The organism is Peribacillus sedimenti (assembly GCF_046237635.1).
Classification (GTDB): domain Bacteria; phylum Bacillota; class Bacilli; order Bacillales; family DSM-1321; genus Peribacillus; species Peribacillus sedimenti.
On record NZ_CP143547.1, the window covers coordinates 1,841,293 to 1,858,563 of the forward strand.

At 42.5% G+C, this 17,271-nt stretch carries 14 protein-coding genes; 10 read left to right on the forward strand and 4 right to left on the reverse strand.

Annotated features, from left to right (window positions below; genetic code table 11):
• The first annotated feature begins 78 nt into the window (after positions 1–78).
• Entirely contained in the window at positions 79–1,305 is a 1,227-nt protein-coding gene (gene hmpA, locus V1500_RS09075; protein WP_409305237.1) for an NO-inducible flavohemoprotein, read from the forward strand.
• 350 nt (positions 1,306–1,655) lie between these two features.
• A complete protein-coding gene (locus V1500_RS09080) occupies positions 1,656–2,561 on the forward strand; it encodes a chemotaxis protein (protein ID WP_409305238.1) in 906 nt (301 codons plus the stop codon).
• A gap of 160 nt (positions 2,562–2,721) precedes the next feature.
• Here V1500_RS09080 and V1500_RS09085 read toward each other — a convergent pair whose 3' ends face one another.
• Positions 2,722–3,228 (reverse strand): YkyB family protein, encoded by a 507-nt coding sequence (locus V1500_RS09085; RefSeq protein ID WP_409305239.1) that lies wholly within the window; start codon positions 3,226–3,228, stop codon positions 2,722–2,724.
• A 484-nt stretch (positions 3,229–3,712) separates the two neighbouring features.
• Here V1500_RS09085 and V1500_RS09090 point away from each other — a divergent pair, with 484 nt between their 5' ends.
• Complete coding sequence (locus tag V1500_RS09090) at positions 3,713–5,806, forward strand: EAL domain-containing protein (protein ID WP_409305240.1); 2,094 nt, start codon at positions 3,713–3,715, stop codon at positions 5,804–5,806.
• A gap of 789 nt (positions 5,807–6,595) precedes the next feature.
• Here V1500_RS09090 and V1500_RS09095 read toward each other — a convergent pair.
• On the reverse strand, positions 6,596–7,459 hold the full coding sequence (locus V1500_RS09095) for a metallophosphoesterase (RefSeq protein ID WP_409305241.1): 864 nt from the start codon (positions 7,457–7,459) through the stop codon (positions 6,596–6,598).
• Positions 7,460–7,633: 174 nt separating this feature from the next.
• Here V1500_RS09095 and V1500_RS09100 point away from each other — a divergent pair, with 174 nt between their 5' ends.
• The 4 genes from V1500_RS09100 (at position 7,634) to V1500_RS09115 (ending at position 12,540) form a co-directional block, all read left to right on the forward strand.
• On the forward strand, positions 7,634–9,475 hold the full coding sequence (locus V1500_RS09100; RefSeq protein ID WP_409305242.1) for an SLC13 family permease: 1,842 nt from the start codon (positions 7,634–7,636) through the stop codon (positions 9,473–9,475).
• Between the two features lie 384 nt (positions 9,476–9,859).
• Positions 9,860–11,068: an EAL-associated domain-containing protein gene (locus V1500_RS09105; RefSeq protein ID WP_409305243.1), complete on the forward strand. Its 1,209-nt coding sequence runs from the start codon at positions 9,860–9,862 to the stop codon at positions 11,066–11,068.
• A gap of 60 nt (positions 11,069–11,128) precedes the next feature.
• Positions 11,129–11,353, forward strand: a complete 225-nt coding sequence (locus V1500_RS09110; RefSeq protein WP_409305244.1) for a hypothetical protein — start codon at positions 11,129–11,131, stop codon at positions 11,351–11,353.
• 530 nt (positions 11,354–11,883) lie between these two features.
• Complete coding sequence (locus tag V1500_RS09115) at positions 11,884–12,540, forward strand: DUF3993 domain-containing protein (RefSeq protein ID WP_409305245.1); 657 nt, start codon at positions 11,884–11,886, stop codon at positions 12,538–12,540.
• 49 nt (positions 12,541–12,589) lie between these two features.
• Here the strand turns inward: V1500_RS09115 and V1500_RS09120 are convergent, their stop codons facing one another.
• Positions 12,590–12,829, reverse strand: a complete 240-nt coding sequence (locus V1500_RS09120) for a glutaredoxin family protein (RefSeq protein ID WP_409305246.1) — start codon at positions 12,827–12,829, stop codon at positions 12,590–12,592.
• Positions 12,830–12,890: 61 nt separating this feature from the next.
• Positions 12,891–13,847, reverse strand: a complete 957-nt coding sequence (locus V1500_RS09125) for an MBL fold metallo-hydrolase (protein ID WP_409305247.1) — start codon at positions 13,845–13,847, stop codon at positions 12,891–12,893.
• Between the two features lie 185 nt (positions 13,848–14,032).
• Between V1500_RS09125 and V1500_RS09130 the strand changes: the two genes are divergently transcribed.
• From V1500_RS09130 to V1500_RS09140, 3 genes are all read left to right on the forward strand, one after another.
• Positions 14,033–14,272 (forward strand): YkuJ family protein, encoded by a 240-nt coding sequence (locus V1500_RS09130; RefSeq protein ID WP_409305248.1) that lies wholly within the window; start codon positions 14,033–14,035, stop codon positions 14,270–14,272.
• A 765-nt stretch (positions 14,273–15,037) separates the two neighbouring features.
• A complete protein-coding gene (gene cbpB / locus V1500_RS09135; RefSeq protein WP_409305249.1) occupies positions 15,038–15,472 on the forward strand; it encodes a cyclic-di-AMP-binding protein CbpB in 435 nt (144 codons plus the stop codon).
• A gap of 310 nt (positions 15,473–15,782) precedes the next feature.
• A complete protein-coding gene (locus V1500_RS09140; RefSeq protein WP_409305953.1) occupies positions 15,783–17,222 on the forward strand; it encodes an MDR family MFS transporter in 1,440 nt (479 codons plus the stop codon).
• Positions 17,223–17,271: the final 49 nt, after the last annotated feature.

A 17,271-nucleotide genomic window follows, 5' to 3' on the forward strand; every position in this document is an offset into this window, starting at 1 on the left:
GAAATATTGCTTTTTATCAACCTCACTCTTAATATAAAGATGTATTTAAAATATATCTTTTTGAAAGAGGTATTACATATGCTGAATGCAAAAACAATTGAAATTATTAAATCTACTGTTCCCGTCCTGGAAGTGCACGGTGTTGAAATTACTACCGTATTTTATAAAAATCTATTTGAAAAACATCCCGAGCTATTAAACATATTCAACCATGTAAACCAACAGAAAGGACGTCAGCAAACAGCGCTGGCGAATACAGTGCTTGCTGCTGCAAAATATATAGATCAGCTGGAAGCAATCATACCGGCCGTTACATTAATTGCCCACAAACACCGCAGCTTAGGCATCAAGGCAGAACATTATCCAATCGTAGGAGAAAATTTGCTTGGCGCGATTAAACAAGTATTGGGGGATGCGGCAACGGATGAAATCATCAATGCCTGGGCAGAAGCCTATGGTGTGATTGCTCAGGCGTTCATTGATATTGAACATCAAATGTATGCTGACGCTGCTGCAAAGCCCGGCGGATTTGAGGAATTCAAAGAATTCACAGTGGTAGATAAGATTCAGGAAAGCGATGTTATTACATCCTTCTACCTACAGCCGGCTGATGGTTCAGCCGTTCCGGTTTTCGAGCCGGGGCAATATGTGACAGTCCGTGTAAGCATTCCGGGAGAGAAGTACCTATTTAATCGCCAATACAGCTTGTCCAATGCTTCCGGCAAAGAAGCGTTAAGAATCTCTGTCAAGCGTGAGGCTGAGGGAGATGTACCGAACGGAAAGGTTACCAATTTCCTTCACGATAGAGTAAAGGTTGGGGATACGATTGATCTTACAGCTCCGGCGGGCCAATTCACATTAAACTTGAAGGAGCAAACTCCTGTAGTATTCATTGCCGGCGGTGTTGGTGTCACGCCGTTCATGAGTATGGTCCAAAGTGTTGCCGAACAGCAGCCAGAGCGTGAGACCTATTTTATCCAGGCTTCAAGGGACGGCCGACACCAGGCATTCAAGCCAGAATTGAAGGGATTAAAAGATAGATTAGCAAACTATCAGTTAACCTTTGTTTATGACAATCCGACCGAAGAAGACAGAAATGATGAGGACTTCGGCAAGCAGGGGTTCGTGGATGCAGAATTTATTAAACAAACAGTTGGGGATGTCAGTGCGGATTATTATATTTGCGGACCTGTTCCATTCTTGCGCTTCGTGATCACCAGCCTGAAATCATTGGGTGTGCCTGAAGAAAAGATACATTTTGAATTTTTCGGTCCAGCTGTAAATCTTGATGAGCAAACGGCCTAATTGAATAGGGACCATGCATTTGCATGGTTCCTCTTTCATTTTTTGTAGTCTATTAATGGATTTGATTTGCCGGCATCCTGTTATGAAATTAGCTTGGAGCAAAGTCCAAGCAAATAGATGATATGAAGGAAGTTCCAAAAGAATCACAGTAAACATCTGTTCATATTGCTGACACACTTTTTCTCTTGGATGGATAAACCTTAACCAGCCCTATTAAAAAAAAGTGAAAAAATCCGAAAATATGAATATAAGAATCAATACAATCTTGGTTCATTCATTATTTGACAGTCCAGAAGATTAGGGTAGTATTAGGCTGCTGCCAGTCATTTAGGACAGGAAGGGCGAACAATATGGAACAAAGTAAAGGAATCTTGCTTGAAAGCGGAACGAATGAGCTTGAAATAGTAGAGTTTGGTATCGGGAAAAACAAATTTGGCATAAATGTGATAAAGGTGAAAGAGATTATCAATCCGGTTGCGATCACCATTGTACCGCATGCCCACCCAAACGTAGAGGGTATTATTGAATTAAGGGGGGAAGTGCTCCCGGTCGTCGATGTGGCAAAGACCTTGGGATTCCCAGCTTCCCAAACCCCTGCACAGGACAAATTCATTGTTGCTGAATTTAATAAACAAAAAATCGTATTCCATGTACATAGTGTGACTCAGATACATCGGATATCCTGGAAACAAATTGAAAAGCCTTCCGGAATGTACCAGGGGCTTGAAAGCCAAATTATAGGAGTGATCAAGCTTAATGGCGAAATGCTGCTGCTGTTGGATTTCGAGAAAATTGTGGTGGAAATCAATCCGGAAACTGGTATCAATATCCAACAGGTCAAGAAACTTGGATCCAGGGAAAGGTCAAATAAGCGGCTTGTTGTCGCAGAAGATTCACCGCTCTTAAGAAAGCTCCTTCATGATACATTGACTGAAGCAGGATATCACAATTTGGAGTTTTTTGAAAACGGCAAGGATGCCCTTGAATATCTGGAGTCAATGGCCGCTGCCGGAAAATCCGTTGAGGAAGAAGTTCAAATCATTATTACCGATTTGGAAATGCCCCAGATGGACGGCCATCATTTTACTAGAAGGGTCAAGGAAAGTGCAGAATTGGGAGGATTGCCTGTTATCATTTTTTCTTCATTAATAACGGATGATTTGCGCCATAAAGGACAAGTTGTGGGTGCGGATGCCCAGGTCAGCAAGCCTGAGATCGCTGAGCTGATTAAGCTAGTAGACGAACATATTTTATAAAGACGAAAAACCGGTTCAAAGCTGTCTTCCTGGCTGAATCGGTTTTTTTATCACTGCAAGGTGTAATTGCAGCTGCGGTTAGATGACAGTAACACGATACCGCGAAAGATTTTTGACGCCTCAATCAACCATTATCAGCAGCCTTGCCAACCGTGCATTCCTACCATTTAAATCCTTTTCCAAGAAATGTGGAAGGGAAGTTATTGTGGAACGATTTATCATGCATTCGCTTACGGCGGGTATTCCGGGGGGCGTTCTCGGTCTCTTTTTCCTCCTTGATGCCGGTATAAGTCTGAAGGATCTGCTTTGCTTTTGACAATGAAAGGGAAGCCTTCGGATTTCGTGCAGAGGCAGTCCGGCTGCCTAAATGAGGTAGGTTTTTCAAATCTTCCTTTGATGGGGGCAGATGAAAAATATACTCTTCACATTGAATGATTAAATCAGATTGCTGGGCTGAATTTCTTGGATTATCAGAAAAATGCAGACCAAGCTTTTTAGCCTTGCCTTCCTGAAGTAATTTGTTGATCGAAGTGCGTTTCAGATGATAGAGATATTTAGGGTCCAATGCGGTTTTGGCATGCTTGTTTACGACGAATATGGCTTGGACAACCGAAGTAACAGAAGGGGACATGCTGCTGGTACTGTTGCGGTTTGTGCGGTGATCCATTTTAAGTCTCCTCTCCAACTTTGTGCCGTGTATTATATATTATACCATGTCCCGGGCAGAAGGAAAACATAGGCTGCATTGGCCCGGACATAATCGTCCCTTTCGCAAGGCCAGCCAATCCAGAAGCTAATTTATCATGTTATGTTGGGTTTAATGTCCATATCTGGGGTCAAACGCCTGGGGTTAATGCCGCCATTTTGGAAAGGCGTGACATATAACATGTTTCTGTCCCCATACAGCAGCAGATCCGTATTCCCTTCAGCTAAAACAGGAGAATAGCAGGGGATATTCCAAGTGCTTTTGTATAGGTAGCATTCATACTCGAAATAGTTTCACAATTCCCATAGTTTCTTTTATAATAATAACAAATGATAAATTTCGACAATTTTTCTAATTTATGTAAATGTGGATATAAGGGTCCGACAAACTTCGTGTCAGGAAAAGTGATCGCTAAGAGGGAGTTCATTATGTTAGGGTGAAAAAAATGGAACAAGCGAAAATCCTTTTAAAAACAGAGCTGCAGCAATTTCAAAAGAGCGAGGGCATGGAAAAATTTATTATCGATATTATCTTTAAGCATGTCAGAGATTTTTTAATTATTGTAAAAGTCGAAGAAGGACGAAGGTTTCGCTATTTGTTTGCTAATGAGACAGCCCTGAAACACGCTGGCCTAAGCCAGGGATTCATTGGGGAACTTGTTGAAGATGTTCTGCCCAAAAAGCTTTCCAGGCAGATTTACCGGCAATACAGCAGGGTCTTTGGCCGTGAAGAGGACATTTCCTACAGAGATGAGATTATACATAATGGTACCAAGCTGTTTGGTGAGACAGTCCTTAATGCAGTGCGCGATGAACAAGGAGTTGTCAGGTATATTGTAAGCGTTACCAGAGACATGACTGCTGCAGTACAGGAAAAGAAGAGAATGATAGAAAGCCAGCATCGATATAAATCTGTCATTGACCACAACCTTGATGCCATCTTTTCGCTGGATCAAAAGGGAGTCATTCTGTCAGCTAATCCGGCTTCTTATCAAATAATAGGCTATACTCAAAAGCAGCTGACAGGTCGTTCCATCTTTCATTTACTTGAGGATGAAGATGTACCGCACTTTCAACGGAGATTTAAGGAAACAATGGATGGTTATTCAAAGGAATGCCAGCATTGCCGGTTTATCCACAAAAAAGGAAGGCTTTTGAGGGTCCATCTGAAAACCATTCCAATTGTGATACATGGTGAGATAAATGGTGTGTATGTCATTATGCGCGACATCACGGAACAGACAGTCAATATGGAAAAGATCAGCTATATGGCATACCATGACCAGTTGACAGGGCTGTATAACCGGACGGCACTTATAAGGGATATCAAAATTGAGATATTTAAAAATGAAAGCTGTAAAAAAGAGTTTTCGCTTTTTAGCATTGACCTGGACAGATTTAAATACTTAAATGACACTCTCGGCCATGAAGCAGGAGACCTCATGCTTAAAAAAGTGGCTGAACGCCTCCTGTCCCTGGAAGGGTACGAATATAATGTCTACCGCCAGGGCGGGGACGAGTTCAACATTCTGCTCAAGAAAGGGGACGGCAAGACCGCCAATGATTTCGCGGCTGAAATATTTAAAACGTTCCATCCATCCTTTCAGCTGATGCTGCTGGATTACTTTATAACACCAAGCATCGGGATCAGCACTTATCCGCATGATGGCAATGAGAGCGAGTTATTGATCAGGCGAGCTGATGCTGCCCTTTACCAGGTAAAGGCAAGGGGAAAAGCGCACCATCAATTTTACAATAAGGAAATGAATGTCCACGTCCCAGGCATGGTTGCGATGGAATCCCATTTAAGAAGGGCAGTAGAAAATGGCGAGCTGGCTGTTTTTTATCAGCCGCAGGTTGACCTCAATTCCAACCAGGTCTGCAGTTTTGAAGCATTGATCAGATGGGATAATCCAGTTCTTGGGTTTGTCCATCCCGGCGAATTTATCCCCCTTGCAGAGGATACTGGCTTAATCATTCCGATAGGAGAATGGCTGATTGAAGAAGTGTGCAGGCAGATCAGGGTCTGGAAGGAAAGAGGAGTCCCTGATATTAAAATAGGGATCAATCTATCTCCAAAGCAGTTTTTGCAGCCCAACCTTTGTGAAATAATCCTGCGTTCCATACAGGCAAATTCCATATGCCCTTCCAATCTGGAAATCGAGATCACAGAAGGGGCGATGCAGGATGCGGGAGAAACAATAAAAATCCTGAAGGATATGAAGCAAATGGGCCTTACCATTTCGGTGGACGACTTTGGCACAGGGTATTCTTCCTTGAACTATTTAAAACAATTGCCACTTGATACTTTAAAGATTGACCAATCTTTCATAAGGGAAATCCTGACAGACCAGAAGGGGGCTGCCATCACCACAACAATCATCCATCTTGCACACAGCCTGGATTTGGAGGTGATTGCGGAGGGTGTTGAAACCGGTGAACAGGCGGAATATCTAAAGGCAAATAAATGCAAAAAAGCACAAGGATATCTTTACAGCCGGCCTCTTCCAGCTAAAGAAATCGAAACGCTTTTTTTGTAACAGGCAGTAACCATTAACATCTCTTACCACTTCCTTACAGCATAAGTCCTTTATGCTGTTTTTTATAAGCCCTTTAACTGTATTATTCTTGTATATCAACTAACTCCCGTCCTATCTTTGCTGCCTTATTTAAAAAACGCTATTAAATTCAACATGTATATTTACGATAAAAGAAGTAAGGAACTTTGCGGCATCTGGGCGCTCCGGTTGAAATCGCCAATGTCTGTGCGCATCAGATGCATCAAAATTCCGCGATTCCTCTACATGCATTTTTTCTCTGTCCGGTGATTAGTCAATGTCCTTGAATTTGTTTTCTATTTCCCTTTTGTGGTGTTTTTGGTATTGAGGAAAACCAGGAAGCTCGTTTAACTGCAGCCGAGAGGGTCTACTGTTATTGTGGATGGGTGGTGCCGGAATGTGAAATAATCAACCACCCAGTGATATAGAGTCCATATTATAAAATTGTCAAGATAACACCAATTATGCGGTATTGCGAAAACCTTGATATGACCCAGCAATTAGTCCATGATGTATTTGAATATTGAATTTTTGTACCGAAGCAATTAATGAAACTTAACAGTCTGACTGATTTGGCTCATTAATTTCAATGAAAAAACCTGCTTCCAGAAAGCAGGCAATTGAAACGTGGCTAATCGCAAAAAGCATATAGAATAAGGAAAATAAAAGAAGTTTTTTTCGGTAAGCTACTAATGCTATAATTTATACATAATCACAAGTAGAAAATAAATAAAAATGATATTTGACTCACACAAATTTCGTCAAAGTATGCTATGATTCAGACTGCAGCCTAATAACAGTAAGTTCGGGCCTTGATAAAAAACGATAGGGAAGGCGCGTTGTGCCTAAACCTCTATTAACATGCAGTTTTAACTCTCCCACGTCATAAGTTCCTTCCCGATAAATCTCGGAGTATGGCGGAGTTACAAGGGCTCCGAAAAAGGGGATCTGGACCTGGCCTCCATGGCTGTGGCCGCTCAGTTGAAGCTGTACATCGTATTTTGACGTAGTGACAGCAGTGTCAGGGGCATGCGAAAGCATAACCGCTAAATGATTGCGGGGAATACCCTGCAATGCCTTATCTATATCAGGGCTGCCGAGCATGGGTTCATCCAGTCCGGATATATATATTTCATCTCCACCGAGCAATTGGATCTTTCTATTTGAGTTCCTTAGAAGGATAAAGCCGGATTTACTCATGATCCTGCTGTAAAGCTCAGATCCATAGCCGCCATGATCATGGTTTCCGAATATGCAGAATTTGCCGAGCCTGGCTTTGCATTCCTTCATGACCGGGATGATTTCATCGTAGCCGGTGTATTGATCCGGTTTATCCATAAGGTCACCTGTAAACATGATCAAGTCAGGGTCCAGCGAATTAATGACATGGATGATTTCTTTTAGATCCTGCAGCTGGAATTGAAAGCCGAGATGAGTATCGCTGAATTGGACAATTTTTACACCATCAAATCCTTTGGGGACTGCCTTGCTGCTAAACGATAAATGATTGATTTCGAGCCAGCCTGGCTCAATTTTATTAATATAATATTTGCCGCCCAGACCTGCGCCTGTGACAGTAAAAAGGGACCCGAGGGCTTTTTTGAGGAAAGATCGTCTGTTCATTTTTTTATTCATTATAATCAACCTATCTTTTCGTAAACATTACTTCTCATACTAACAAACAATAAACATTAAATAAACATTAATAGACTTATTTTATTTTTCCTGGTTTTGCTATATGACAGAACATTGTTGATATAAAAATAAAACGATGTTCTTTATGGTTCAACATCTATTCGGGGGTACAGAATGACTCAGCAAATGCAAATGCTATTTACTTTTATCATACTTGTCACTGCCACGGCTCTTTTTGTCCAAGGTAAAATAAGGTCGGACCTGATTTCGCTGACTGCGCTCCTTGCGCTAAGCCTGGGTCAAATACTTACGCCTAATGAGGCATTGTCCGGCTTTTCCAATCCTGTTGTCATCATGATTGCGGGTTTATTCGTGGTAGGCGCAGGGGTTTTCAACTCGGGTTTGGCAGAAAAACTAGGGAACCGCCTTCTTGAATTATCAGGCGGAAGCGAAATTAAGCTATTCTTAATCGTGATGCTGACCGCTTCCGTATTTAGTGGGCTATTAAGCAGTACCGGGACTGTTGCCGTGTTATTGCCGCTTGTGATGAGCATGGCACTGAAACAGCAGGAAAGTCCTTCCCGATTTCTGCTCCCGCTTGCGTACGCAAGCAGTCTGGGGGGAGTGCTGACACTTATATCAACACCCTCCAACATGATTGTCAGCAATCTGCTGGAATCCAATGATTTTGAACGATTATCTTTTTGGGACTTTACACCAATAGGCTTGGCCATTTTGGCTGCGGGACTCCTCTTCATGCTTACAGCCGGTAGAAGGCTTTTGCCGGATGATAAGGTTGTCGCAAACAACAGCGAGAAGGAATTATCCCCATCCGAACTTGCGGGAATGTACAAGGTTTATGACCGCCTTCATTTCGTCACCATACCTGGGGATTCGAATATCGTAGGGGATAGGCTGTCAGACCTTCTATTGCCGGTCAGGTATGAGATAACCGTGATTGAAATACTTCGGAATGGAGAAGAAACCATTTCTGCAAAGGCTGATGAAGTGCTTCATCCTGATGATGTCATCCTTGTTTTTGGCGAGGAAGACTCAGTAAAGCGGCTGGCAGCAGACTATGAATTAGAACTGCTGAAATTCAGCGCAGACAGGGTGGAACAGCACTTCTTAAGCAGCGAATTTGGTTTAACGGAAATTTTGATCGTTCCTCACTCAGATTTTGAAAACCAGACATTGCGGGATGTCCATTTTAGGGAAAAATATCAATGCAGCGTTCTGGCCATCAACCGCAAGGGTGAATACATCCAGGCAGATGTGGGGACCGAACAATTAAGGCCGGGAGATGCACTGCTGGTTCATGGTGAATGGGAGAACATCGCACGGATTTCTGCTGACCTGCAGGATGTTATCGTTATAGGAAGTACATCAGAAGTAGAGCCGGTTAACACCTATCCTGCCGGAAAAGCAAAGCTTGCAGCAGGGATTGTGGGTGTCATGCTCATTCTTCTGTCATTGAATGTGATTCCACCGGTTTTGTCCATTCTTACCGCAGCTTTTCTGATGATCGTGTCAGGCTGTGTGCGTTCCATGGAGGAAGCCTACGGGCAGATCAACTGGGAATCAGTTGTGCTGATTGCAGCCATGCTCCCTCTTTCTGAAGCGATGGAGAAAACAGGCGGTACCCAGCTTGTCAGTGAAGCCCTGATCAGTGCGCTATGGCAATTCGGTCCATATGGGCTGCTGATTGGATTCTATTTACTGACCATGGCACTAGGACAATTTATTTCCAATGCTGCCACGGCAATCATTATAGCCCCGGTTGCGTTTGCGGCTGCCATGAGCTTGCAGCTGAGTCCTTATCCATTCTTGATCTGCATAGCGGTGGCAGCAAGCATGGCTTTCTCTACACCGGTCGCTTCACCGACCAATGCTCTGGTCATGACTGCGGCTGAGTATCGATACCGAGATTTTGCTTTGATTGGGATTCTTTTGCAAATCTTTATTGGGGTCATTATGATCTTTACAATACCGATTTTCTTTCCTTTTAATGGCTGATGTTTCTCGATTTTTATTGAATACCTGAAAACTACATTTGCTTTGACGACCACTGTAAACGGCAGCCTGCCGCCAGAACGCAGCGTACCATTGCCATACCGATCACAGAACTATAAAAAGCCTGTTGCTCATTCTTATTGATACGATTCAAGCGAGTCATACAATATGAATGGAGGAGCAGGCTTTTTTTACATATTCCCGGTTATTAAGAAAGAAATTGAGTCATATTTCCCCGTTTGCACAGACCTTATATGATCCATTTGGCCACCTGGATTTTTTCGCCGCAAATTATGTTTATTGGCTGGTTGTTCTAATGATATAATTTTGGTAATAACTTATGATTTTTGCACGCAGCAAAGTTTTCTGCCAGGGGGGATACTATCGATGGACGCTATGGAAATCTTGACAAATCTAGACCAGGTGCAGCCTTTTTATCAGCCGATTTTCAGTGCGGATGAGCATAGGGTAATCGGTTATGAAATCTTGGGCCGGTTCCTGCATGAATCTCAATACATCAGCCTGGGACCTTTCTTTAAAGATTCCACCATCCCTGAGGAATTCAGGATTGAAGTGGACAATTATTTACTTGAAAAAGCACTTTCTCAATTCGCTGATCATGGCGAAACGGACTATATGATATTCATTAATCGTGACCCCGATCTGCTGGTATTGAACGATGGAGATATACTTCTTGATATTTTAAAAAAATATCTTGGCCCCGAAGACCTTCACCGGATTGTCCTTGAATTGTCCGATACCGATTCTCCGGAAATAATGGAGCAGCTTCAGCATCTCTTGGCTTATTATCGGACTTACGGGATAAAGATTGCGGTGGACCATTTAGGTGAGGAAAGCCATCTTGACCGGATTGCCCAAATATCCCCGAATATACTGAAGGTCAATCTCGAGCAGCTGCGGAGAACGGGTACAGACTCACATCAGGTCGTCCTGTTTTCATTAGGCATGCTTGCGCGGAAAATCGGTGCCAGCCTTCTGTTTGAAAGCATTGAGCAGAATTATCAGCTTCGCTTTGCTTGGAAGAACGGAGGCCGTTATTATCAGGGGTTTTATCTCGCTAAACCTGCCGCTGGGCTCATAGACAGAAATCATTTGCGCGATAAACTAAAAACGGAAGGCCGCAGCTTCATTTCGTACGAAAAAAATAGGCTTGAAGCCGTCTATCAAAAAACTGTAAAAATGAATGAAGGCATGCAAATGCTCCTCCAAAAATATAAGAAGCTCGATACATTTGAAAAGCTTCTCCTTGCACTAGGAGAATCACTGTCAAAAGTGTGCTTCAGGCTGTACATCTGTGACGAGGAAGGATTTCAAAGATCCCCCAATGTATGGCAAAATAACGGCGTTTGGGAGGTCAAGCATGAATATATGGAGAAGAATTGGAGCTGGCGCCCGTATTTTTTGGAAAACATAATTCGAATGAGATATGAACAAAGAGGGATTCTTTCGGATTTATACAGTGATATCGAAACAGGAGAAACAATAAGGACCTTTTCCTATCCATTGGAAAACAATTGTTACCTGTTTATCGACCTTTCCTACTCTTATCTCTATGAAAGCGATTCTTTGCTATAAAACTTGAATAAATCTGTGATTCCAGAGCCACCATAAAACAGTGGCAGGAGGTTACAGACTATGGTAATTTTAATCATTTTTGCGGCAGCAATCATTTTATTCTCTGTCTTTTACACGCTTTCAGTTGGCAGGAAACAAAGGGCAGTCCAAGGGGAGTATGATTCTCCTATCAATGAGTCTGTCCGGCGTCATCCATACTTGTTAAACCCAATCTTTCTCGCCATTTCATTGTTTGTTGTTTTAGCATTTGTCCTGATTTTTTATTGGTCTTTGGTTTACATTTGATAATTAAATCTATTGTTTAGGGTTACAGGTAAACAGAATATTTAAAGTGTAACAAAAGTATGAATGCTATTGTAAAGTATTCGGCTTTTGTTATTTTTTTGGCCTTTTTGTGTAATTCTCAAGGCCCGTTCCGCTCCTTTGTATTATTTACCAATCATATTCTAAGTTTTATAGGGAAGCTTCAGGGTACAAAAAAACAAACGCAGAATAAAAATGATGGAGTTATTTTAGAATGTTTAAAGGAGACGTTCCTTCCATTTCCTGAAGAACAAATCGCGATGTTGGTTTTACACAGAAACGTCCTTGACAGCTGCTATGAAGGCCCCGCGTGCCGGCATTTAAACAGTAATTGTCCTTCGTCACGATTATGAGGGACTCGTGATCGTTTTTAGCCGGAAGTAACCTTCTTTCCATCAAGGGCCTTGTTTCCACTTTTAAAATGTATTTTTCCGTCAGATGTTTTTTATGTATTTTTATTCAATACTGGAAATAGTTCACCATTCAAATATGTAGATAAGGATGTGATTGTTATGAAAGGAATCTTCGGGGCTTTGATTATTATGTTTGCCGCGTTCTTTATCGGCACAGGAACTGAGGCGAAGGTTAGGGAAATTCATAAGCAAGAGGTATATCAATTTCTGCAGGATGCTTTTGGCCAGCAGGTTAGGTTGAGTGAAGAACCAAGAACGAAGGCAGAGATTAAAGCGATTTTGGAGCCGTATTTCACAGAAACATTCATCCGCGTATTCATGAAGGAAAATGTGAAAAAGGTTAACGGGGGCTATGCAACATTAGGCACCGACTTTGCGCTTTATTACATACCATTTTTCACGTATGGCGGGAGCACAGAAGTAATTCATGACAAAGCGGGAAGGATGATTGTGCTGGAACGGTTTGGGGCAAGTGGTGACGGGCCTGTAACCGAAGATAGCCATACGGAGTCAGTTGCGCTTGTTAAGGAAAGAGGAGGATGGAAAATAACTGACGTGTCATACGAAAGGAATCTTGCAGAGAAAGATTTGCAAACGGATACCGGTTTTTTAGAAATGGATGCACAGAATAATCCGGCGGACAATCATAAAACACGGAGTATCACCGAGTATTTTTTTGATGAGCCGCAAGCTTTGCTAAGCTTTGGCAGCTGGATTAGTTCAGCATTATTGGAAAGGATTGCGGCTAAAATATAATGAAAAGGCAGAGGGAAGGCGTAATAAGCCTTCCCCCGGCTGTTCATTTTTAGGCGCTAATATGAAGAGCCCTTTGCAGTCTTTCCTGGTCAAAACCGATGATGACTTCATCGTCAATGACAATGGTCGGAGTGGAATAGGAGCCGTGTTTTGTTGTAAGTTCTTCCCTTGCATTTTTGTCAGCCTTGATATCTTTTTCAATATAGGGAAACTTATATTCATCTAGAAACATCTTTACGATTTTGCAGGGAGGGCAGTCTGGCTGTGAATATACAATTATATTAGGCAATGTTGGTTCCTCCTTCGAAAATTATAGTCAACCTTTTAATAATATACCTCAAGAATACATCTTAGGGTATTTTATGCTTTGCACAGTAATCGATCAAGCCCATGGAGCTTACCATAAGGTCAAGCTTAATGATTTCGAAAACAGGATGGTCCGACGGAACCCCCTTCTCGGCTAAATGCTGGTATACTGCCTGATAGATGGCTCTTTCGGTTGCGGAAATTTTCTCGCTCACATCTTGATAATTATTGTAAGCCTGGCCTGCTGCATCAGTAAAAACAGGCAGCCATTGCTTGAGGTGCTGATACACATCCTCAGGGTGTTCTGATACGCCGAAATGTCCAAAGTAAATCCGGTCGATTTTAATATCCTGATATAATTTTGCCGATTTCAGCATTTCTTCCGGATCGAACTGGTTCGGGGAGGTGGAGGGCAAATAGAAATCGATGCCGTCGACTGCCAGCTCCCTGTAATAGATCCCGACTGTATCACCAGCGAACATTCCATTGGATACCTCGTCGTATATACTCAAATGATGGTTTGCATGTCCTGGGGTGTTATAAAAGGTAAGGGTCGAGGTATTTGAAATATCGAGTGTATCCAGATGTCTTTTTACAATGATCCGATCTTCAGGAACAGGAACGACAGGTTCAAATAGCTCGTCGAATTTTTCTCCGTACACCGCCCTTGCTCCGGCAACGAGGCGGGAGGGGTCAACGAGATGGCGTACTCCCTTTTCATGTACGACAATTTTTGCGTTGGGGCATTTCTGCAGAAAAAGGCCAGCCCCGCCGGCATGGTCCAAATGGATATGCGTCAGAATGATATATTTAATATCCTCCAGGGAAATATCCATTTCGGCCAGCCCTCTTTCAAGGAAGGGGATGGAAAGGCTTGCAGAAGTTTCGACAAGGGTGAGTTCCTTTTCTTTAATGACATATGTACCTGTGCGATTGGAACGTTGCATATCATAGCCGTCAATTAGTGAAATCCTTTTGTCAAGTTCAAGAATATTACTCAAAAATAATTCGCCTCCTCGCCAACTTATCCATGTACAAATTACAATGATTATTTTATTCTGTAATTATGGCCATGTAAAGAAATGAGTTTAGATAATTCTGAATTTAATTGACTATGGTTATGGGATAGAAATTTATGTTATAGTGAAACCTATTGATAAGGTTTTATGTAGAAAGGAGAGGTAGTATGTCGCAATTACAAGGCATTCTAACCAGATTAAAAAGTCTTCAGGAACAAGCAAAGGAAACGGAATCGGCTCAGCGTTTTTTTGAAATAGATGGAGTGAAGATCTGCCAGGTTACATATTTCAGCAAAACCGACATGTTTGAGTTGGAAGTATTCAATGAAAAGGGCAAGTCTTCCAAATATCAGTTTGACAACATTGATATGATTACTATTGAAATATTTGATTTACTGCAGTCTTAATGACTGTCGAATGGCCGTTTTGCGTACAGCAGGGCGGCTTTTTGTTTTTTCATATAAGAAAAACCCGTTTCTTGATTTTACAAAGCACTAGCCTACTTCATCCCGTTTCTTGTATGTAATAAACGCTAGCCTACTTCACCGTTCTTAAATTTAATAAAACGCTAGCCTACTTCACCGTTCTTAAATTTAATAAAACGCTAGCCTACTTCATCCCGTTTCTTGAATTTAATAAACGCTAGCCTGCTTCATCCCGCCTCTTGAATTTAATAAAGTGCTATCCCACTTCATTCGTTTTCTTGCTCTTAGTAAAACTCTAGCTTCCATCATTCCTCCATCTGAAAGATTGCATGTAAGGTAATGCCTGTGATCCACAGCCTAAAGGTGCATGAAATACCGAAGTTATCACATCCTAAAGGTGAAAGGAGTGAGCCGGAATGTATCTCCCAATCGTGGTGTGCCCAAATTGCAGATCTGAGCATGAGATGAGCAGGCAAATCCTTACTGCCCAATCGAATCAAAATGTAATTTATTCCTGTCCTGCATGCGGATATATGGTAAGAGACATTGAAACCAGCAAGGGATAGGATTTTTTTCTGTTTAGTTTGAATACATAATCAAAATTAAAACAAGAAAGATTTTTTATCATATGCTACACTAGAAATGTTGAAAGCGTTTTTTCTGCGAAGATTGGGGTATGTCTTATAAGTATGCTTTTTCAACATAGCTAGTAAAAGATACGTATCACATATGGTAAGGAGTTTTAACATGATTGGCACAAAATATGGGGATTTATTGAATTCCTCTGTGAAAGACTTATTGATACCATCCGAAAGGGTTGCCCACGTACAGGTGGCCAATAACCTTGAGCATGCCCTGCTGGTACTTACAAAAAGCGGGTATACCGCAATACCGGTTTTAGATCCGATGTACAAACTTCATGGCCTGATCAGCACACCCGCGATTCTTGATTCGATTCTCGGTTTGCAGCGCATTGAATTCGAGCAGCTGGAGTGTAAAAAGGTATCCGAAATCATGAACACAAAGATACCGCGTCTTAGTGTCGAAGATACACTGGAAAAGGGGCTGGAATTGTTAATCGATCATCCTTTTGTATGCGCGGAAAACGAAGAAGGCGTTTTTGAAGGGATCTTAACAAGAAGGGCTATACTAAAAAATCTACATGATGCTGATAAGAAGTAAGTTTTAGAGATGGATGCCTCCTGACGGGGGCTGGATTATTTTTAATAAAGAATGCCTATGGATGCTTTACCTTAAAATAATAAAGGCACAGGCATTTAACAATATAAAACAAGGATTTGCTGCATCTTTTCGTAAAACCTTTTATATATCCAAGGCTGCAGAGAATAGAGGCCCTGTCTTGCATTTTACATGCGCAAGGTTTTATGAGACGGGCATATAAGAAAAGTGGTGAAACTCCCTGGCACAGGCTCTTGAACAATACATACCGGAAGAATTTAAGAGAAAAAGGCCATTCATTTTGGCAGCGATCATGCTTGCGATGTTTATGGGGGCGATAGAAGGAACCATTGTTTCCACCGCCATGCCTGCCATTGTCAGTGAATTGGGGGGCTTCTCCCTCTACAGCTGGGTATTCTCGGGATACTTGCTGATGAATGCTGTAACAGTGCTCATATATGGAAAGCTTTCCGACTTATTTGGCAGAAAGCCGATTTTAACCTTCGGAATCGTCATATTTTTAGTGGGTTCTGCGCTTTGCGGGTTCGCCGATTCGATGAAGGAATTGATCATATACCGATTCATTCAGGGGTTCGGGGCAGGGGCGGTCATGCCTGTTGCCTCCACGATCGTCGGGGATATATATGCAGCCTATGAACGTGCGAGGATCCAGGGGTACCTGTCAAGTGTGTGGGGAATATCAGCGGTGCTTGGGCCTGCTTTGGGTGGTCTCCTGGTTCAATCAGTTACGTGGAAACTTGTATTCTGGATTAATATCCCGCTCGGAATCCTATCTATCGCTTTGCTCTGGGGATTCTTGAAAGAGAAGATAGAGAAAAAGAAGCCAGAAATCGATTACCCCGGCGCCCTTCTTCTTACCATTTCAATCACCTCATTTATGCTGATTCTCGTGGAAGGCGGTGTGGCCTGGCCCTGGAATTCCATCCAGCTTATCTCTTTAGCGGCATTATCAGCAATAATGATGGCTTTATTCATCAGGCAGGAAAGAAGAGCGGCAGAGCCGATGATGCCTTTTGAAATTTGGCAGGAACGGTCCATTCTTATTGCCAATATTGTATCGCTGACTACAGGTATCATGCTGATCGGTTTGTCCACATTTCTGCCGACCTTTGTGCAGGGGGTTATGGAAAGGTCCCCTACAGTGGCCGGCTTTACGCTAACTGCGATGTCGATAGGCTGGCCGATTGCATCAACTGTTGCAGGAAGGCTGCTGATGAAAATAGGCTTCAAGTTAACCTCCGTGATAGGAGGCATCTCTCTTATAGCAGGAAGCCTCATCCTGGTGTTCCTTCCTCCTGGAGCAGGACCGCTTGTGGCAGCTGCCGGCTCGTTTTTTGTAGGGGTAGGCATGGGTCTTACTTCTACCTCGTTTATTGTAATGATCCAAAATACGGTGGCTTGGGAACGACGGGGGATCGCTACGGCGTCCAATATGTTCATGAGGAACCTTGGCAGTACGATTGGTGCCGCCCTGTTAGGGGGCATCATGAATATGCGTCTGCATAATTATCTCGAGGAACATAATGACACCGGGGTATCTCTTACGATTGATTCGGCCAATAAGCTCTTGAATAAAGCAGAGCGTGCTGAACTGCCTCCTAAGGCAGTACAAATCCTTCAGGATGCCCTCACAGCTTCATTGCACGGAGTGTATCTGATTGTCCTGCTGTTTGCCGTAATCAGCCTGATACTCTTGTTAAGGGTGCCGAAAGAAAAGAAGGCCGAAGAGTAAAAAATGTAGCGATAAAAAAATGCCCGAACATATCTGTTTGGGCATTCTT